Genomic DNA, 17,387 nt, shown 5'->3' on the forward strand with positions numbered 1-17,387 from the left:
AGGTTTCGGGACCTGGCGGCAATTGTACAGCATCATCTTGCGGCGCGGGATAGCAAAACCGTCCCGAGCAGCGATCCACCAAAAGCGGTCAGCGCCAGGCAGGCCTCCATGATCAGTTCTGTCATCCATACTGCGCTAAGTATTTCAGGTTTCAACCCTTCCCCAGTTGCGGGGACGGACCGGCGATGCGGTCCCGGCGTCACCGACACCGAGATCAGGATCGGCCAATCAATGCCGCGCAGCGCGCCGCTTTCGAGCCTGAGCAGGTTTGCCCGGGAGTGCTGGACCGGCACCAACGAGCAACATGAGGGGGAATGATCGATGGCCTCTGTCCAAGCATCCGCAAGATTGCTGCACCTTATTCAGTCGCAGCGCGTGACCGCGGTCATCTATGTCGCCGCGAAGCTGGGGATCGCCGAGCTCCTGCGCGATGGATCGCGGCCCCTTGGCGAACTCGTCGAGGCGACCGGTGCGAACAAGCAGGCGCTCCGCCGCCTGCTGACCGCGCTTTCGACCATAGGCATTTGCACGGTCGCTGAAGAGCGATACGCATTGACCGAACTGGGGGCTTGCCTTGACGGGGCCGCAACCCAGTCCCTCAAGAACTGGACGATCCTTGAAGGCCAATTTCTGACCGAATCGTGGACCGGGCTACAGGACTCGATCATGACCGGCAAGACCGCCGCGCAACTGCTTGACCATGAAAACAGCTTTGATCTGATGGCGCGCGATCCGGAGATGGTCAGCATATTTAATGCGGCTATGACGGAGGGGACCCGTCTGGCGATTCCGGATATCCTGGGGGCCTACGACTTCGGTGCGTTCGCTCATCTCATGGATGTCGGCGGCGGCTCCGGCGAACTCGTTGGCGCCATAGCCGGGCAGCATCCGCATATCCGAGGGACTATTTTCGACCTTCCGCGCTGCGCCGAATCCGCGACTGGCCACCTGAGGCGCAGCGGGCTCAGTGATCGCATCGAATTCATGGCCGGCGATTTCTTCCAGACGATTCCATCGATCGCGGATGCCATCGTCATGAAGAACATTATTCACGATTGGAGCGATGAGCGCAGCATGGTCATCCTCGCAAACTGTCGAAGGGCGCTCCCCGGAGGTGGCGTGCTCCTGCTTATCGAACGGATCATGCCGGAATTCCCGAGCGTAAGCGATGCGCACAGGGAACAGACGCTGACCGATCTGCTCATGCTTCGCGGGCCAGGCGGTCTCGAAAGAACGGAAAAGCAGTACGCCTGGCTGTTTCGCGAATCCGGCTTTACTCACACCGCGACCTATCCGGCCGGGCGTCTCAGCGTCATCGAGGCAAAGGTCACCTGAGCTTTCGAGGTCAGACCATTACTCGCGCGCAATGGAGCAGCGACTGGTTTGAAGGACATCATAGGCAAAAGCATATTTTGGAAGGAACAAGAATGCATCTGCCTGCTGCAAACAAGTCATCGTCGCCGATATTGGAGAACCCGGCGTACAAGGCCGTGTTCGCGAAGGTCGACTGGCGCCTTATACCTTTGCTACTGATCGCCAGCATGGTCGCCTTTCTCGACCGCATCAACATCGGCTTCGCACAGCTTCAGATGAAGCAGACACTGCCGTTTGATGATGCAGTCTACGGGCTCGGCGCGGGCATCTTCTTCGTCGGATATTTCCTGTTTGAAGTGCCCAGCAATCTTCTTCTGGAAAGGATCGGCGCGCGCAAGACCCTGTTGCGGATCATGGTGCTCTGGGGATTGGCGGCGACCGCCATGATGTTCGTATCGACGCCGCTCCAGTTCTATGCGGCGAGGTTCTTCCTTGGTGTCTTTGAGGCCGGCTTCGCCCCGGGCGTGCTGCTGTACTTGACGTACTGGTACCCGTCGGTAAGGCGCGGGCAGGTCATCGCGATCCTCGCGTCGGCGCCCCCCATTGTGATGTTCATCGCTGGTCCGCTGTGTGGTTCGATCCTGAAGTATTTCGACGGCGTCAGCGGTCTTTACGGCTGGCAATGGCTGTTTCTGATCCAGGGGTTGCCCGCGCCAATCCTCGGCGTTCTCGTGTATTACCTGCTCAAGGACAAGCCGTTCCAGGCCGCGTGGCTCTCGAAGGGGGAGAAGGCGCTGCTGGACGATGCTTTACAGCATGACGAAGAGAACATCGTGAAGGCGACCTCGGGGACGTTCCGGCAGCTGCTGCGAGACCCGAAGGTCTACCTGTTGTCGCTGGCCTGTTTTTGTCTGCTGGGCGCCAACTACACGATGGTATTCTGGATGCCGACCCTGATCCATAGCTGGGGAGTAAAGGATCCGCTACTGGTCGGCGTCTATCACGCAGTAGCCAACGCTGCGGGTATCGTCTGCATGATCCTGATCGGTCGTCATTCGGACAAGCGGCATGAGCGTCGCTGGCACTATGCGACCTGCGTCACGATTGCCGCCGGCGGCTTGTTCTTTCTCATGTTGCTCCACGGCACTTTTGTTGGTTCGATCCTGGCTCTCTCCTTCGCCGTCATCGGGTTTGTGTCAGCGCCGCCGCTTTTCTATGCATTGACCAGTGAGTATCTCTCAGCAGGCGCGGCGGCCGGCGGCCTTGCCCTCGTCACCAGCCTCGGAAACCTCGGTCCGGCGGTAAGCCCGTCGATCACCGGGTTCATCGTGCGGAACACCGGCGACAACATCTATGGCATGTACTTCGTCATGGCGCTGTACTTGCTCTCCGGCGCACTCCTGCTGCTGAGCATGCGGCCCGCAACGAATGAGTTGCTCCTGTCGAGGAGTTGACCCATCCTGCCAAGATCAAGCCGCCGCAGCCGAATGCTCGACCACGGCCTGCGGCGGGTTGCGGAAGCCGATTGCGATGCGGTTGTACGTATTCATCAGGCCGATCGCGATGGTCAGGTCGACCAGTTGCTTCTCGTTGAACACCTCGCGGGCCGCCTGGTAATCGGCATCCGGAATCGCGGTCTCCGCCACGCGGGTGACGGTTTCGGCCCAGGCCAGCGCGGCGCGCTCCTCGGCGTCGAACAGCGCCTCGGCCTCGCGCCAGACCTGCAGCACCGCAAGCTTCTCGACCTTGACGCCCATCTTCAGCAGGCTGCGGGTATGCGAGTCCAGGCAATAGGCGCAGCCGTTGATTTGCGATATCCGCAGATAGACCAGTTCGACGAGCTGCGCGGAAAGCCCGCTTTGCGTGATGTAGCCATAGACGCCGCCGAGCGCCTTGATGCCCGCTGGCGCGACCTTGTTGTAGTCGATCCGCATGCTCATTGCTTGTGTCCTTCCTTGTCGAACACAGTCAGCGCCTTGTCGTTGCTGTCGACGACGAACACCGCAAGCAGCTTCGCCGGTTCGGTCGCGCTGGCGTTGCGCCCGAGCACGTGATGCGCGCCGGGCGGCTCGAAGAAGCTGTCGCCGGCCCGATAGACATGCGCGACCTCGCCTTCCAGCTGGCTCTCGATCGCGCCCTGGAGCACGTAGACATAGAGAAACGCCGATTTGGCGTGATGATGCGGCGCCGACGGCTCGCCGGGCGGAAAGTTGACCTCGACCGCGATCAGCGACTTGCCGGGAATGTTCGTGATCATGTGCTCGAACTTCGGCGTCACCGATTGCGCCATCACCGGGGTCGCAAGCGCCGCGCAGGCCAGCAGCGTCGTCATCAAGGTCTTCATCTCGTGCCTCCATTGCTACCGGATAGATGCGGGCACGCATGGCCAAAAAGAAGCACCAAGAATGAACCGAATTGGTGTACCACGGGCCATGTCCAACCCGCTTCCCATCGCGCTCGACCGGTCGGCCAGGACGCCGCTCTCCGAGCAGATCCGCAAGGCGATCGCGGCGGCGATCGACAACGGCGTGCTGGTGCCGGGCGCCCGGCTGCCATCGTGGCTCGACCTTGCCGCGCAGCTCGGCGTTGCGCGCGGCACCGTGCGGGCGGCCTATGACAAGCTGTCGGACGCCCAGCACATCGTGTCGTCGAAGGCGGGCGGCACCACCGTCGCGAGGCGGCCCAGGAAGGCCGCCAAGCCCGATGCGCCGGTCGCTCCCGGATCGGTCGTGGAGATGTTTCGCGATCTGAGCGGTCAGGGACACTTCCGGATGGGCGTCCCCGCGCAGGATAGCCTCCCCGCCAAGCTGCTGGCGCGAATCCGCGCGCGCGCCGTCCGGGCGGAATTGAGCGCGGTGATGCGCTATGTCGATCCACGCGGCGAGCTCGAATTGAGACGCGAGATCGCGGCGCATCTCGCGATCGCGCGCGGGCTCGAATGCTCGCCCGCGCAGATCGTCATCACCTCGGGATTCAGCGGAGGACTCGGCCTCGCGATGCGCGTGCTCGGCCTCGAAGGCCGCCGCGCGTGGATGGAAGACCCGGGATTTCCATTGACGCGAAAGGGCCTCGAGCTCGGCCGGCTGGAGGTCGTCCCGATCCCCGTCGATGCCAACGGCATCGATGTCGAGCACGGTCTCAAGCACGCCCCCGACGCGGCGCTCGCGGTCGTGACCCCGGGCCAGCAGGCGCCGCTCGGCCCGCCGCTGTCGCCGCAACGTCGCGCGCAGCTGCTCGACTGGGCCGCCCAAACCGGAGCCTTCATCATCGAGGACGACTATCTCGGCGAATTGCAGCTCGATGGCCGTGCCGCGCCGGCGCTCGCCTCGCTCGATCGCGCCGGCCGGGTGATCCATCTCGGCTCCTTCAGCAAGACGATCTCGCCGACGCTGCGCCTCGGCTTCCTGGTTGCGCCAGAGCCATTGGCGGCGCAGTTCGCCGATGTCGCGACGTGCCTGGTCCCCGCTCCCGGCCCAGCGGTGCAGCTGTCCACCGCGGAGTTCATGCGCGATGGTCACTACATCCGCCATCTCAGGCGAACCAAGCGGGCCTATTGCAACAACCGCGATGCGCTAACGACGGCGCTACGGAGCTGGAGCAACGACGTGCAGGTTGCCGGCCTCGCCGTCATGCTGACGCTGCCGGACAAGACCGCCGATGTCGAGATCGTCAGGGCACTGCTCGCGCACGGGCTGGCGCCCGCCCCGCTCTCGCCCTGGTATTTCTCACCGAAGCGCGCGCAGCCGGGTCTCTTGCTCGGCATTGCGACGGTGCCGGATCGCGGCGTTCCGGCCGCATGCAAGCGCCTGTTCGAGGCGATCCGCGCCCAAGGTCGCGTCCAAAGTGCGCCGGTCTCGCGCCGGATCAGGAAGCCCGCAGCCCGGTGAGCGTCAGGCTCAACGCCTTGAGCCGCTTGCGCGCCTCGGCGTCATAGGCCTGGGCATGGGCGCGCGCCTCGCGCTTGCCGTCGAAGAACAGCCCGCTCCGGCCTGCCACATCGTCGTCCTGGACCAGACGCAGGATGGCATCACCGCCCTGCTCGACGGTCGAGATCGGCGTCGCGCCGCTGGCGCGCACCATCGTGGTGTTCATGTAGGTCGCGGGGTGCAGCGAGTTGACGGTCACGCCGGAGCCTTCCAGCTCCGCGGCCAGGTCGATGGTGAACATGATCTGCGACAGCTTGCTCTGCGCATAGGCGCGCGCACCGCTGTAGTTCTTCGTGATCATCACGTCGCCGAAATCGATCGGGTGCTGGCCGAGCGACGCGACATTGACGATGCGCGCCGGCGTGCTCGCCTTGAGCCGCGGCAGCAACAGATGCGCGAGCAGGAAACCGGCGAGATAGTTGACAGCGAAGCGCAGCTCGTGGCCATCCTTGCTGGTCTGCCGCGCCGGCCCCTCGTTTTGCGAACCGATGCCGGCGTTGCTGACGAACACATCAAGGCGTTCCTGATCGTCGAGCACCAGCTGGGCGAACTCGCGGACCTCGGTGAGCGAGGACAGATCGGCCTGGTAGAACATCGGCTCGCGGCCGCTGAGGCGCTTGATCTCGTCGGCGAGCGTCTGCGCCCGCTTGGTATCGCGGCCGTGGATCAGGACCCGGGCGCCGGCCGACGCCAGCTTCATCGCGACGTAGCGGCCGACGCCATCGGTGGAACCGGTGATCAGCACCGTCTTGCCTGCCATATTCATCGAAATTGCCTTTCGATCGTTCGCCCAGCGCTGTCAGCAAAGATAAAGGCGCCGAGCGGACTTTGCCATGGCATGCCACCGCGCCGGCGGCGCCAAAATGGCGTCCAAGATCACCCCCGGGGGCTCGGGCCTTCTCCGGAACCGCATACGTACATCTTGTCGCGCGGCCGGCGGTCGCGCGGCGCCGCGTCGCGCGTCAAGGAGATCGCGTTCTGATATCCTCGACGTGAACGACAAGTCAGGATCGGTAAAGGACCGGAATGTCCTCGATCATTCCAGACACGATGCTGCGAAAGACTCCCTCGCTGGAGCCGTTCGGCATGCTGCTGTTGTTCGGCGCGCTGACCGCGCTGCCGATCGTCCTGACGCTCCGCCTGGTTGAGCCTGCACTCGTGCTGCCCGTGCTCAGCCTGTTGTTGTTCGTCCAGGCAGCCATTGCTGCGATTGCCGCGCGCGTGATCCACGTGCGCTCAACCGTGGCGAACCTCACGCTGTGGGATTTTGCCGGCGCGTTCACCTTCATGGGGTGCGCAGCGGCGATCCTCGGCGAACCGGATCAGGCGGCGCTGTTCTTCGAGGAAGAAGCAGCAATGCGTCCGGTGTCACGACCGTAATCCCAGGCCGGGCCCCTCTGGCAGCCACAAGCTGCGATGTCGGACTGGAACTCAGTTGGAGTGGCCCTGCTTCGACCCGTGACGCGGTAGGCGTCGCGGTGGATTTGCCATCTGCATGACGGCAAGAGCCGGTTTCGTCGAAAGGGTCCGCTCCCCGACCTCAAGGGGAACATGACCCATGTCCGAACTATTTTCGCCCGAGTTGTTCTCACTCGACGCCCTCAGCGCATTGCTGCAAGTCGTCGTCATCGACCTCGTGCTGGCCGGCGACAACGCCGTCGTGATCGGCCTTGCCGCGGCCGGCCTGCCGGAGAAACAGCGCGGCAAGGCGATCCTGATCGGCATCGGTGCCGCGACACTGCTGCGCATCATGTTCGCCCTGGTCACCACGCAGCTGATGCAGATCGTCGGCCTGCTGCTGGCCGGCGGCATCCTCCTATTGTGGGTGTGCTGGAAGATGTGGCGCGAGCTGCGCGCCGACGCGCACGAGACCGTGGCCGAACATGCCGATGGCGCAAAGGGGCAGCGCAAGACGCTGTGGCAGGCCACCACGCAGATCATCGTTGCCGACGTCTCGATGTCGCTCGACAACGTGCTGGCGGTCGCGGGTGCGGCGCGGGAGCAGCCGATCGTGCTGGTGTTCGGCCTCGCGCTCTCGATCGCGATGATGGGCGCGGCGGCCTCCTTCATCGCGCGGCTGCTGCAGAACCACCGTTGGATCGCCTATGTCGGCCTCGCCGTGATCTTCTATGTCGCCATCGACATGACGGTTCGCGGGGCGAACGAGATCGCGAAGGTGGCTCCGGCCTGACATCGAAAGCAAAACGGCGGGCCCTTCCGGCCCGCCGTTCTGCAAATCGACAAAGCGTGCTGCCTCAGTGGATTTCCGCCGAACGCTTCAGCGCGTCCTTGAGCTTCTCGAGCGAGAAATCCTTGCTGCGCGCGATGTCCAGGATCGGGGTCTCGCGGCGGCCGCAGAGTTCGGCGGCCTCGGGCAGCTTCGCCGCGACTTCATAGGGGATCACGATCGCGCCGTGGCTGTCGGCGTGGATCAGATCGTCGGAACGCACCGTCATGCCGGCGACGCGGACCTCGCCGCCGAAGCTCTCGGCATGCACCCAGGCGTGCGACGGGCCGATCGAGCCGGCCAGCGCCTGGAAGCCCGGCGCCCATTGCGGGATGTCGCGGATCGAGCCGTCGGTGATGACGCCGAGGCAGCCGAGCGCCTTGTGCACGTTGCTCTGCACCTCGCCCCAGAACGCACCATAGCCGACGTCCGGGCCGTCGATGTCCTGGATGACAGAGATGCGCGGGCCGAAGCCGGTGCCGACATATTCGTAATATTCGATGCGGCGCTTCGACTGCTCCTCGGCCGAGAGGCCGGATTTCAGCACCGAGCGGATCGTCGTGGTGCGGGCGTAGCCGACCATCGGCGGCAGCGTCGGGAACGGGCAGACCAGCGGCTTCACGGTGTAGCCGATCAGACGGCGCTCCGGCGCGACGATCTCCATCGCGTTGCAGATCGTCGGCGTGTCATAGCGCGCCAACGCTTCAAGGACGGATGCAGGAAGCGGGGCGGAAGCGGATGTCGTCACGGCGTTTCTCTCCTGATTTTTGGCGTCAGATCATGATGCGTTTCCAGGGAAACGCATCATGATCTCATTTCTTTGTTTGAGCATGATCTTTTCGGAAAACCGGTCTCCACTTTTCCGGATCATGCTCGAGCGGGCCGTCTCAGCCTATAGCCGAGATCGCAGGCGAACCCAACCGAGGCACGCTCATGGCTGATATTTGCTGGAATGAAACCACTCTATCACCGTCACCCTGAGGTGGCCGCTTCTTCAGCGTCCCTCGAAGGGTCGACGGCCCCAATCTCGGAGCCGGGCCGTACATCCTTCGAGGCTCGCCCGGCGGCGCAATTGCGCCGCAAGGCTCGCACCTCAGGATGACGGTCGACTACCGAGGGCGCACTCAGTGCAGATGCGTCGGACGATCGTCGTGGTCACTCTCCGCGACCGGCGCCGTATAGGGAGCAGCGGCCTGCGCCGCCACCGGCGCGCTTGCAGCCTGCGTCTGCGCTGCAAGCTGGCGCTCCTGGTGGCGGTAGGACTTCCAGCCCCAGGGCAGGCTGATCAGATAGAGCACCGAGCCCGCCGACAGGATGTGCCAGGGATAGCCGATCAGCAGCGCGACGATGAACACCACCGACACGAACACCGGCAGCACCATTTCCGGCGGCACGCGCATCTTCACGGTCTTGCCGGAGAACACCGGCAGCCGCGACACCATCAGGAAGGCGATCAACAGCGTGTAGAACGCCGTCAGCGTCGCCGGCGGCATCGGCACGCCGAGGAAGGCGAGATAGATCGGCAGCAGCACGGTGATCGCACCGGCCGGCGCCGGCACGCCAGTGAAATAGTTGGCGGCAAACGCCGGCTTGTTCGGATCGTCGATCGAGGCATTGAAGCGCGCAAGCCGCAGGCCGCCGGAGATCGCGAACACCATCGCGGCGATCCAGCCGCCATTGTTCAATTCATGCAGCTGCCAGAAATACAGGATCAGGCCCGGCGCGACGCCGAAATTGACGAAGTCGGCGAGGCTGTCGAGTTCGGCGCCGAATTTCGACTGGCCCTTGATCATGCGCGCGACGCGGCCGTCGATGCCGTCGAGGATCGCGGCGAACACGATGGCGGCGACCGCCAGCTCCATCCGCCCTTCCGTCGACAGCCGGATCGCGGTGAGGCCGGCGCAGATCGCCAGCAGCGTGATCATGTTCGGCACCAGCATCCGCACTGGGATCGGGCGGAACCGGCGGCGGCGATACTCGGTGGAATTCGGATCGAATGGCGTCATGGCCTGATGAATATAGCAAGCGCCGCCCGGCTCCGCCATTGCGGCGGGAACCGGCTGATGGGGCTGGCGAAACAGAGTTAATCGGCGCGGTAGGTCCGGCCCGGATCGGCGTTGCGGAAATCCGCCAGAATCGTCTCGCCGGCAACCGCGGTCTGCCCCTCCGAGACCAGCGCCTTGGTGCCCTCGGGCAGATAGACGTCGAGCCGCGAGCCGAAGCGGATCAGGCCGAAGCGCTCGCCGGCGCCGATCGACTGGCCTTCCTTGACGAAGCAGACGATGCGCCGCGCCACGAGGCCCGCGATCTGGACCACGCCGATGCGCCCGTTGGAGGTCGAGATGACGAGCGAATTGCGCTCATTGTCCTCGCTCGCCTTATCGAGCTCGGCATTGATGAAGGCGCCGGGCCGGTAGGCGATGCGGTCGATGCGGCCGACCACCGGGCTGCGGTTCACATGGCAGTTGAACACGCTCATGAACACCGAGACCCGCGGCAGCGGCTTGTCGCCGAGCCCGAGCTCGGCCGGCGGCAGCGCCTGCACCACCATCGAGACGCGGCCGTCGGCCGGCGATACCACGATGCCGTCGCGCAGCGGCGTCACGCGAACCGGATCGCGGAAGAACAGCGCGCACCAGACGGTCAGCAGCGTCCCGATCCAACCCAGCGGGGTCCAGATCCAGAACAGGATCAGGCTCGCCAGAGCGAAGCCGCCGATAAAGGGATAGCCCTCGGGGTGGATCGGCGGGATCTGCGCGCGGATGGAGTTGGCGATCGACATCAGAGCTCGCTTGCGTTTCCCCGCCCCATTTGGCGGGAGAGGCCCTAAATCGACTATTCCGCGGCGGTCGGCAAGGGTTTCTCACCCGCATCAGGGCTGGAATCCTCCGACGTTTCGGTGACCGCCGGCGGCAGCCGATTCGGCGCGGTGCCGTCGTCATCGACCTGGGCGAGCCGTTCGCGGGCCTCCTCGGCCTCGCGTTGCCGGTTCCACATGCTGGCATAGAGGCCGTCGGCGGCCAAAAGCCGCGCGTGGGTGCCGCGCTCGGCGATCCGGCCCTGGTCCAGCACGATGATCTCGTCGGCGCCGACGATGGTCGACAGCCGGTGCGCGATCACCAGCGAGGTGCGATTGCGCGAGACCCGCTCCAGCGCGCCCTGGATCTCATGCTCGGTGTGGCTGTCGAGCGCGGAGGTCGCCTCGTCCAGCACCAGGATCGGCGGCGCCTTCAGCACCGTGCGCGCGATCGCGACGCGCTGCTTCTCGCCGCCGGAGAGTTTCAGGCCGCGCTCGCCGACCTGCGTCTCATAGCCCTGCGGCGACATCCGGATGAAGCCGTCGATCTGCGCAAGGCGCGCCGCCTCCTCCACCTCGTCGTCGCCGGCGTCCCAGCGGCCGTAGCGGATGTTGTAGCGGATGGTGTCGTTGAACAGCACGGTGTCCTGCGGCACCATGCCGATCGCCGAGCGCAGCGAGGCTTGCGTCACGGTCTTGATGTCCTGGCCGTCGATCAGGATGCGGCCGCTCGAGACGTCGTAGAGACGGAACAGCAGCCGCGAGATCGTCGACTTGCCGGCGCCGGAGGGGCCGACGATCGCAACCGTCTTGCCGGCCGGCACCTCGAAGCTCAGGCCCTTGAGGATCGGCCGGTCCGCCTCGTAGGAGAAGCGGACATCCTCGAACCGCACGCTGCCGGACGACACCGCAAGCGGCTTGGCACCCGGAATGTCCTTCACCTCGGGATCGCGCGCCAGCACGTCGAACATCTTCTCGATGTCGATGATCGCCTGCTTGATCTCGCGATAGACCATGCCCATGAAATTCAGCGGCTGGTAGAGCTGGATCATCATCGAATTGATCAGCACGAAATCGCCGACGGTGTGGGTGCCGTTGCGGATGCCGAACGCGCACATCAGCATGGTCGCGGTCAGGCCCGCGGTGAAGATGATCGCCTGCCCGGTGTTGAGCACCGCAAGCGAGGTGTAGGTCTTCACGCTGGCCTGCTCGTAGCGCTCCATCGAACGGTCGTAGCGCCGCGCCTCGCGCTCCTCGGCGCCGAAATATTTCACTGTCTCGTAGTTGAGCAGCGAGTCGATCGCCTTGGTGTTCGCCTCGGTGTCGGAATCGTTCATCCTGCGGCGGATCTCAATCCGCCACTCGGTCGCGATATAGGTGAAGTACATGAACACGACGACCGTGAGCAGCACCGCGAGCACGTAGCGCCAGTCGAACTGCCAGAGCAGCACCGCCGCCAGCAGCGCGACCTCGACGATGGTCGGGATCAGCTGCAGGATCACCATCCGCACGATGGTCTCGATGCCGGAGCGGCCGCGCTCCAGCACGCGGGTCAGGCCGCCGGTCTTGCGCTCGAGATGGAAGCGCAGCGACAGCTCGTGCATGTGCACGAAAGTGATGTAGGCGAGCCGCCGCACCGCATGCATGGCGACGCGGGCGAAGATGCCGTCGCGCCACTGCGTCAGCACCGCCATGATGATGCGCACCGCGCCGTAGCTGATCGTCATCAGCACCGGCGAGGCGATCAGCCAGACCACCCAGTTCGAGGCCGCAACCGGCGCAGAGCCGGTGCCGTTCAGCGCATCGATCGCCCATTTGAAGGTGAACGGCACCGACAGCGTGGCAAGCTTGGCGAACAGCAGCAGCACCACCGACCAGATCACGCGCGTCTTCAAATCGGCGCGATCGCCGGGCCAGATATAGGGCCAGAGATGAACGAGGGTGCCGAGCAGCGTCCCCTTCTCGGCGGCCGGCGACGTGGCCGTGGGCTGTGCGGCGCCGGTCACACTCTGTTGCGGCGGCACCATCAGGCGCCCGCCCGCGCGGTCACGGCGCGGCGGTCCGCTGCCACATCTTTTCCACGGTTTGCCATTGTGCCCGTCATATAGATCGTTTGAACGCGGCGTACAGGCTTATGACGAAAATTGTTCGCGATTCGCGGGAATTTACGGGATTTTTTGGCTCTCCATCCCCATATGGGAGTCTTGACCCTGTTTACGCTGCAGTGCCACAAGGAACGTATGAACCAAATCAAGACTGTCTGTGTTTATTGCGGCTCCGGCCCCGGTAACAATCCCCGTTTCGTTGAAGCTGCCGTCGCACTCGGCAAGAGCTTTGCCGAAAACAACGTGCGCCTGGTCTATGGCGGCGGCTCGATCGGCTTGATGGGCGCGGTCGCGAGATCGACGCTCGATCACGGCGGCTCCGTCACCGGCATCATTCCCGAATTCCTGCGCGCGCGCGAGAACGCGTTGACTTCGGTTCAGGAGATGATCGTCACGCCCGACATGCATGAGCGCAAGCGCCTGATGTTCGAGCGCTCGGATGCGTTCGTCGCGCTGCCCGGCGGCATCGGCACGCTGGAGGAGCTGGTCGAGCAATTGACCTGGCAGCAGCTCGGCCGTCACCACAAGCCGATCCTGCTCGCCAACATCGACAATTTCTGGGAGCCCCTGCTCTCGCTGCTCAACCACATGCGCATGACCGAGTTCATCCGCCCGACGCTGCCGATCAACGTCCTGATGGCCGATCGCGTCGATGAGATCCTGCCACGGCTGCGTTCGGCGGTGGCACGCATGCCCGAGGCCGCGAAGGAACTCGCGCCCGAAGTGGCGCGGCGGCTGTAACTGTTCGCCGCACTTTCGGCTCCATGACCGTCATGCTGAGGAGGCCGCAGAGCGGCCGTCTCGAAGCACGACGGCCCCGCTGGTGGCCGTCGATCCTTCGAGGCTCGCTTCGCGAGCGCCTCAGGATGACGGGTCTAACCAAGCGTCCGTTTGAAGTCACCCTACTCGCTCGGAAACGTCACGGCCTCGATGCGGTTGCCGTCGGGATCGAGGACGAAGGCCGCATAGTAGCGCACGCGGTCGTGCGGGCGCAGGCCCGGAGGGCCATCGGAGAGGCCGCCGGACGCCAGCGCGGCGACGTGGAAGGCATCGACCTCCGCGGTGGTCTTCGCGCGCAGGCAGATATGGGTGCCGCTCGCATGCGGCACCTGCGCCATCATGGCGCGCAGATTGATCCAGAATTCGGGATAGGCCTTGCCGAAGCCGATCGTCGCCGGCCGCGTGACGAGGCGGCTCAGGCCAAGCGCGGCCAGCGTCGGCTCATAAAACCGTGCGGCCCGTTCCAGATCGCGGACACCGACGGAGACGTGGTCGATCATGGATACTCCCTCCCCGTTGTCATTCCGGGATGGTCCGAAGGACCAGACCCGGAATATCGGGATTCCGGGTTCGCTGCTTCGCATCGCCCCGGAATGACGGCTCAATCACTCACGCCTGCACGCCTGACCTCACCAGCTTGTAGAATACCGAATCCATCAGCGCCTGGAACGAGGCGTCGATGATGTTGGGCGAGACGCCGACCGTGGTCCAGCTCTCGCCGGTCTCGTCCTCGCTTTCGATCAAGACGCGCGTGACCGCCTCGGTGCCGCCATTGAGGATACGCACGCGGTAGTCGATCAGCTTCAGGCCATCAATATATTTCTGGTACTTGCCGAGGTCCTTGCGCAGCGCGACGTCGAGCGCGTTGACCGGGCCGTTGCCTTCGGCGGCCGAGATCAGCCGCTCGCCGTCGACATCGACCTTCACCACCGCGAGCGCCACGGTGACGCGCTGGCCGTTAGCGTTGTAGCGCTGCTCGACATTAACGTCGAACTGCTCGACCTTGAAATATTCCGGCACCTTGCCGAGCGTGCGGCGCGCCAAGAGATCGAACGACGCGTTGGCTGATTCATAGGCGAAGCCCGCGGCCTCGCGCTCCTTCAATTCCTCGACCAGCCGCGTCAGCCGCGGATCGCTCTTGTCATAGGCGATGCCGGCACGGTCGAGCTCGGCCATCACGTTGGAGCGGCCGGCCTGATCGGACACCAGCACCTTGCGGTGGTTGCCGACGGAATCCGGCAGCACGTGCTCATAGGTCTGCGGATCCTTCATGACAGCCGAGGCATGGATGCCGGTCTTGGTGACGAATGCGCTTTCGCCGACATAGGCCGCATGGCGGTTGGGCGCGCGGTTCAGCATGTCGTCGAGCGTGCGCGACACCTTCATCAGCGTCGCCAGCTTCTCCGTGGTGACGCCGATCTCGAACTTGTCGGCAAACTCCTGCTTCAGCTTCAAGGTCGGGATCAGTGAGCAGAGGTTGGCGTTGCCGCAGCGCTCGCCGAGGCCGTTGAGCGTGCCCTGGATCTGCCGCGCGCCGGCCCGCACCGCGGCGAGCGAATTCGCCACCGCCTGCTCGGTGTCGTTATGGGCGTGGATGCCGAGATGGGCGCCGGGCACCTGCTTGATGACTTCGCCGACGATGGTCTCGATCTCATGCGGCATGGTGCCGCCATTGGTGTCGCACAGCACCACCCAGCGGGCGCCGGCCTGATAGGCCGCCTTGGCGCAGGCGAGCGCGTAGTCGCGGTTCTCCTTGTAGCCGTCGAAGAAATGCTCGCAGTCGACCATCACCTCGCGGCCGAGCGCCTTCGCGGCCGCGACGCTATCGCGGATCGAGGCGAGGTTCTCCTCATTCGTGGTCTCGAGCGCGACGCGGACCTGGTAGGCGGAGGATTTCGCGACGAAGCAGATCGCGTCCGCCTTGGCCTCGAGGATGCCGGCAAGCCCGGGATCGTTCGACGCCGAGCGGCCCGGCCGCCGCGTCATGCCGAAGGCGGTGAAGCGTGCGTGGTCGAACGCAGGCTTCTTGCTGAAGAACTCGGTGTCGGTCGGATTGGCGCCGGGATAGCCGCCCTCGACATAGTCGATGCCGAGCGCGTCGAGCATGCCTGATATCACCTGCTTGTCCTGCAGGGTGAAGTCGACGCCATTGGTCTGCGCGCCGTCGCGCAGCGTGGTGTCGAACAGATAGAGGCGCTCGCGGCTCACGCGTGGCCTCCCGGGGTCGCGACACCATCGAGCTGCTTCTGCATCGTGGTGTTGGCGAGCCACTCGTCGTTGATAGTGACCGAGTTGCGCTGCTGGGCGACGTAGCCGCGCTTGCGGAAGAATTCCAGCGCGGTGTCGCTGGCATCGACCTTCAGGGTCTTGGTGCCGCGGGCGCTCGCGATCTTCTCCAGCGCATCGCACAGCGCGCTGCCGACACCCTGCCCGACCGCGCTCGGATGCACATAGAGCATGTCGATGAGATCGGCGCCCTTCAGCGAGGCGAAACCGACCGGGGCGCCCTGCAAGGTCGCGATCAGCGTGAGCTGGCCGGCGAGCTTCTTGCCGAAGGCCGCCTCGTCGTCGGCGGCCATCGCCCAGGCTTCCTGCTGCGCCTCGCTGTAGTCGTCGCCGGTCAGGTCCATGATCGAGGCCGCGAAGATCGCCGCCAGCAGCGGCGCGTCGTCGGGCAGATACGGGCGCAAGGCGGGCGCGGAGCGGCTCATCGCGCGACCTCCCAGGTGGTGATCGGCTTTCCTTCGGCATCCTTTCCGTCCTTGATCGCCACGCCCATCGCGGCGAGCTGATCGCGGATCCGATCCGACTCCTTGAAGTCCTTGCGGGCCCGCGCCGCGGTGCGCTCGGTGATCAGTGCTTCCACCGCGGCGGCATCGACACCGCTCGCCTGCTGCTTGCGGGCCTCCCACGCGGCCGCGCTCTCCGACAGGAAGCCGAGCAGCCGGAGCGAGCCGGCAAACTCCCTGCGGCTCTGTTCGCTGCTCGACGCAGCACCGCGCAGGCCGTGCAGCACGGCCATCGCCTGCGCCGTATTGAGGTCGTCGTAGAGCGCCTCGACCATCGCCGGCGACGGCGCGCCGGGATCGGCGTCGGCCGCGACCGCGTACCAGTCGTCGAGTGTCTTCGCGGCCTCCTCGGTGGCCTTGGCGGTCCAGTCGAGCGGCGAGCGATAATGCGTCTTCAGCATGGCAAGCCGCAGCACCTCGCCCGGCCGATCGGCCAACAGATCGCGGATCGTGAAGAAGTTGCCGAGCGACTTCGACATCTTCTCGCTTTCGATCTGCAGGAAGCCGTTGTGCATCCAGACATTGGCCATGCGGTCGGAGTGGAACGCGCAGCAGGTCTGGGCGAGCTCGTTCTCATGATGCGGGAACACCAGGTCGATGCCGCCGCCATGGATGTCGAACTTCTCGCCGAGATGCTTCCAGGCCATTGCCGAGCACTCGATGTGCCAGCCGGGCCGGCCCTCGACCTTGATGCCTGCCGGCGACGGCCATGACGGCTCGCCCGGCTTCGACGGCTTCCACAGCACGAAATCGGTGTTGTCGCGCTTGTAGGGCGCGACATCGACCCGGGCGCCGGCGATCATCTCGTCGAGCGAACGCTTCGACAGCGCGCCGTAACGCGGCAACATCGAGTTGGCCGCGTTCATCGCCTGCGGCGAGAACAGCACGTGATCCTCGGCGACATAGGCAAAGCCGCCGGCAACCAGCTTCTCGATGATCGCGCGCATCTCCGGGATGTGCTCGGTCGCGCGCGGCTGCACGGTCGGCGGCAAGCAGCCGAGCGCCGTGACGTCGTCCTGATATTGCTGATAGGTCTGCTCGGTGACCTTGCGGATCGCCTCGTTCAGCGGCACGCCGGGATAATCCCGCGCGGCGCGGACGTTGATCTTGTCGTCGACGTCGGTGACGTTGCGGACATAGGTCACGTGATCGGCGCCATAGCGATGGCGCAGCACGCGAAACAGCACGTCGAAAACGATGGCGGCGCGGCCGTTGCCGATATGGGCGAAGTCGTACACCGTCGGTCCGCAGGCATACATGCGGACGTTGTCGGCATCGAGCGGCACAAACGGCCGCTTCTCCCGGGTCAGCGTATCGTAGAGGCGCAAATCCATGGAAACCGTTCCCTTGCGGCCGGGCGGTCCAATGCTCTCATGTGTTGAGAAAAGACGGCCTCAGCCAGCGAATCGCTAGCTCATAATCTCGCGGCAAATGCTGCAGATGGCGAGG

Annotated in this window: 18 protein-coding genes; 6 read left to right on the forward strand and 12 right to left on the reverse strand. The window is 64.8% G+C overall.

What is annotated here, in order from left to right; genetic code table 11:
• Positions 1–32 precede the first annotated feature (32 nt).
• Positions 33–293, reverse strand: coding sequence for a hypothetical protein (locus J2R78_RS40545; RefSeq protein ID WP_143029653.1), 261 nt, complete (start codon positions 291–293; stop codon positions 33–35).
• Positions 294–321: 28 nt separating this feature from the next.
• On the opposite strand from J2R78_RS40545, the gene J2R78_RS40550 reads away from it, so the two are divergent.
• Together J2R78_RS40550 and J2R78_RS40555 are read left to right on the forward strand one after the other, a co-directional pair.
• The gene (locus tag J2R78_RS40550; protein WP_253609166.1) at positions 322–1,335 is read left to right on the forward strand and encodes an acetylserotonin O-methyltransferase; all 1,014 of its coding nucleotides are present in this window, start codon (positions 322–324) and stop codon (positions 1,333–1,335) included.
• 92 nt (positions 1,336–1,427) lie between these two features.
• Positions 1,428–2,768 (forward strand): MFS transporter, encoded by a 1,341-nt coding sequence (locus J2R78_RS40555; RefSeq protein WP_092085594.1) that lies wholly within the window; start codon positions 1,428–1,430, stop codon positions 2,766–2,768.
• Between the two features lie 15 nt (positions 2,769–2,783).
• Here the strand turns inward: J2R78_RS40555 and J2R78_RS40560 are convergent, their stop codons facing one another.
• Both J2R78_RS40560 and J2R78_RS40565 read right to left on the reverse strand, forming a co-directional pair.
• Positions 2,784–3,254 carry a carboxymuconolactone decarboxylase family protein gene (locus tag J2R78_RS40560; protein WP_168855732.1) on the reverse strand — a complete coding sequence of 157 codons (471 nt, stop codon included), beginning with the start codon at positions 3,252–3,254 and terminating at the stop codon, positions 2,784–2,786.
• Entirely contained in the window at positions 3,251–3,658 is a 408-nt protein-coding gene (locus tag J2R78_RS40565; protein WP_253609167.1) for a cupin domain-containing protein, read from the reverse strand. The genes J2R78_RS40560 and J2R78_RS40565 overlap by 4 nt, the downstream gene beginning before the upstream one ends.
• Before the next feature lie 88 nt (positions 3,659–3,746).
• On the opposite strand from J2R78_RS40565, the gene J2R78_RS40570 reads away from it, so the two are divergent.
• Positions 3,747–5,201, forward strand: a complete 1,455-nt coding sequence (locus J2R78_RS40570) for a PLP-dependent aminotransferase family protein (protein WP_253609168.1) — start codon at positions 3,747–3,749, stop codon at positions 5,199–5,201.
• Here the strand turns inward: J2R78_RS40570 and J2R78_RS40575 are convergent.
• Positions 5,179–6,006: an SDR family NAD(P)-dependent oxidoreductase gene (locus J2R78_RS40575; protein ID WP_253609169.1), complete on the reverse strand. Its 828-nt coding sequence runs from the start codon at positions 6,004–6,006 to the stop codon at positions 5,179–5,181. The genes J2R78_RS40570 and J2R78_RS40575 overlap by 23 nt on opposite strands.
• A gap of 320 nt (positions 6,007–6,326) precedes the next feature.
• Between J2R78_RS40575 and J2R78_RS40580 the strand changes: the two genes are divergently transcribed.
• Positions 6,327–6,620, forward strand: a complete 294-nt coding sequence (locus J2R78_RS40580) for a hypothetical protein (RefSeq protein ID WP_229159760.1) — start codon at positions 6,327–6,329, stop codon at positions 6,618–6,620.
• A gap of 178 nt (positions 6,621–6,798) precedes the next feature.
• The gene (locus J2R78_RS40585; RefSeq protein ID WP_253609170.1) at positions 6,799–7,431 is read left to right on the forward strand and encodes a TerC family protein; all 633 of its coding nucleotides are present in this window, start codon (positions 6,799–6,801) and stop codon (positions 7,429–7,431) included.
• A 64-nt stretch (positions 7,432–7,495) separates the two neighbouring features.
• On the opposite strand, the gene J2R78_RS40590 is transcribed toward J2R78_RS40585, so the two are convergent.
• The 4 genes from J2R78_RS40590 to J2R78_RS40605 all read right to left on the reverse strand — a co-directional run bounded on the left by J2R78_RS40590 (position 7,496) and on the right by J2R78_RS40605 (position 12,291).
• Positions 7,496–8,215 carry an RraA family protein gene (locus J2R78_RS40590; protein WP_028344569.1) on the reverse strand — a complete coding sequence of 240 codons (720 nt, stop codon included), beginning with the start codon at positions 8,213–8,215 and terminating at the stop codon, positions 7,496–7,498.
• Positions 8,216–8,591: 376 nt separating this feature from the next.
• Positions 8,592–9,473 (reverse strand): CDP-diacylglycerol--serine O-phosphatidyltransferase, encoded by an 882-nt coding sequence (gene pssA, locus J2R78_RS40595; RefSeq protein ID WP_253609171.1) that lies wholly within the window; start codon positions 9,471–9,473, stop codon positions 8,592–8,594.
• A gap of 77 nt (positions 9,474–9,550) precedes the next feature.
• Positions 9,551–10,249, reverse strand: a complete 699-nt coding sequence (locus tag J2R78_RS40600) for a phosphatidylserine decarboxylase (protein ID WP_016846296.1) — start codon at positions 10,247–10,249, stop codon at positions 9,551–9,553.
• 53 nt (positions 10,250–10,302) lie between these two features.
• Entirely contained in the window at positions 10,303–12,291 is a 1,989-nt protein-coding gene (locus J2R78_RS40605; protein ID WP_253609172.1) for an ABC transporter ATP-binding protein/permease, read from the reverse strand.
• Positions 12,292–12,504: 213 nt separating this feature from the next.
• On the opposite strand from J2R78_RS40605, the gene J2R78_RS40610 reads away from it, so the two are divergent.
• The gene (locus J2R78_RS40610) at positions 12,505–13,110 is read left to right on the forward strand and encodes a TIGR00730 family Rossman fold protein (RefSeq protein WP_253609173.1); all 606 of its coding nucleotides are present in this window, start codon (positions 12,505–12,507) and stop codon (positions 13,108–13,110) included.
• Positions 13,111–13,271: 161 nt separating this feature from the next.
• Here the strand turns inward: J2R78_RS40610 and J2R78_RS40615 are convergent, their stop codons facing one another.
• The 4 genes from J2R78_RS40615 to cysS all read right to left on the reverse strand — a co-directional run bounded on the left by J2R78_RS40615 (position 13,272) and on the right by cysS (position 17,272).
• Positions 13,272–13,649 (reverse strand): VOC family protein, encoded by a 378-nt coding sequence (locus J2R78_RS40615; RefSeq protein ID WP_253609174.1) that lies wholly within the window; start codon positions 13,647–13,649, stop codon positions 13,272–13,274.
• A 109-nt stretch (positions 13,650–13,758) separates the two neighbouring features.
• Positions 13,759–15,357, reverse strand: a complete 1,599-nt coding sequence (cimA, locus tag J2R78_RS40620) for a citramalate synthase (RefSeq protein WP_253609175.1) — start codon at positions 15,355–15,357, stop codon at positions 13,759–13,761.
• Positions 15,354–15,860: a GNAT family N-acetyltransferase gene (locus J2R78_RS40625; RefSeq protein ID WP_141340545.1), complete on the reverse strand. Its 507-nt coding sequence runs from the start codon at positions 15,858–15,860 to the stop codon at positions 15,354–15,356. The genes cimA and J2R78_RS40625 overlap by 4 nt, the downstream gene beginning before the upstream one ends.
• Entirely contained in the window at positions 15,857–17,272 is a 1,416-nt protein-coding gene (gene cysS, locus J2R78_RS40630; protein WP_253609176.1) for a cysteine--tRNA ligase, read from the reverse strand. Before cysS ends, J2R78_RS40625 begins: the two co-directional genes overlap by 4 nt.
• Positions 17,273–17,387: the final 115 nt, after the last annotated feature.

The sequence above is a fragment of the Bradyrhizobium sp. USDA 4538 genome, assembly GCF_024171045.1.
GTDB classification, from domain to species: domain Bacteria; phylum Pseudomonadota; class Alphaproteobacteria; order Rhizobiales; family Xanthobacteraceae; genus Bradyrhizobium; species Bradyrhizobium australafricanum.

What these genes read in the sequence shown, in the direction of transcription:
- J2R78_RS40550 (WP_253609166.1), top strand. Translation starts at nt 322, where the DNA reads ATGGCCTCTGTCCAAGCATCCGCAAGATTGCTGCACCTTATTCAGTCG.
- J2R78_RS40555 (WP_092085594.1), top strand. Translation starts at nt 1,428, where the DNA reads ATGCATCTGCCTGCTGCAAACAAGTCATCGTCGCCGATATTGGAGAAC.
- J2R78_RS40560 (WP_168855732.1), bottom strand. Translation starts at nt 3,254, where the DNA reads ATGAGCATGCGGATCGACTACAACAAGGTCGCGCCAGCGGGCATCAAG.
- J2R78_RS40565 (WP_253609167.1), bottom strand. Translation starts at nt 3,658, where the DNA reads ATGAAGACCTTGATGACGACGCTGCTGGCCTGCGCGGCGCTTGCGACC.
- J2R78_RS40570 (WP_253609168.1), top strand. Translation starts at nt 3,747, where the DNA reads ATGTCCAACCCGCTTCCCATCGCGCTCGACCGGTCGGCCAGGACGCCG.
- J2R78_RS40575 (WP_253609169.1), bottom strand. Translation starts at nt 6,006, where the DNA reads ATGAATATGGCAGGCAAGACGGTGCTGATCACCGGTTCCACCGATGGC.
- J2R78_RS40580 (WP_229159760.1), top strand. Translation starts at nt 6,327, where the DNA reads ATGCTGCTGTTGTTCGGCGCGCTGACCGCGCTGCCGATCGTCCTGACG.
- J2R78_RS40585 (WP_253609170.1), top strand. Translation starts at nt 6,799, where the DNA reads ATGTCCGAACTATTTTCGCCCGAGTTGTTCTCACTCGACGCCCTCAGC.
- pssA (WP_253609171.1), bottom strand. Translation starts at nt 9,473, where the DNA reads ATGACGCCATTCGATCCGAATTCCACCGAGTATCGCCGCCGCCGGTTC.
- J2R78_RS40600 (WP_016846296.1), bottom strand. Translation starts at nt 10,249, where the DNA reads ATGTCGATCGCCAACTCCATCCGCGCGCAGATCCCGCCGATCCACCCC.
- J2R78_RS40605 (WP_253609172.1), bottom strand. Translation starts at nt 12,291, where the DNA reads ATGGTGCCGCCGCAACAGAGTGTGACCGGCGCCGCACAGCCCACGGCC.
- J2R78_RS40610 (WP_253609173.1), top strand. Translation starts at nt 12,505, where the DNA reads ATGAACCAAATCAAGACTGTCTGTGTTTATTGCGGCTCCGGCCCCGGT.
- J2R78_RS40615 (WP_253609174.1), bottom strand. Translation starts at nt 13,649, where the DNA reads ATGATCGACCACGTCTCCGTCGGTGTCCGCGATCTGGAACGGGCCGCA.
- J2R78_RS40625 (WP_141340545.1), bottom strand. Translation starts at nt 15,860, where the DNA reads ATGAGCCGCTCCGCGCCCGCCTTGCGCCCGTATCTGCCCGACGACGCG.
- cysS (WP_253609176.1), bottom strand. Translation starts at nt 17,272, where the DNA reads ATGGATTTGCGCCTCTACGATACGCTGACCCGGGAGAAGCGGCCGTTT.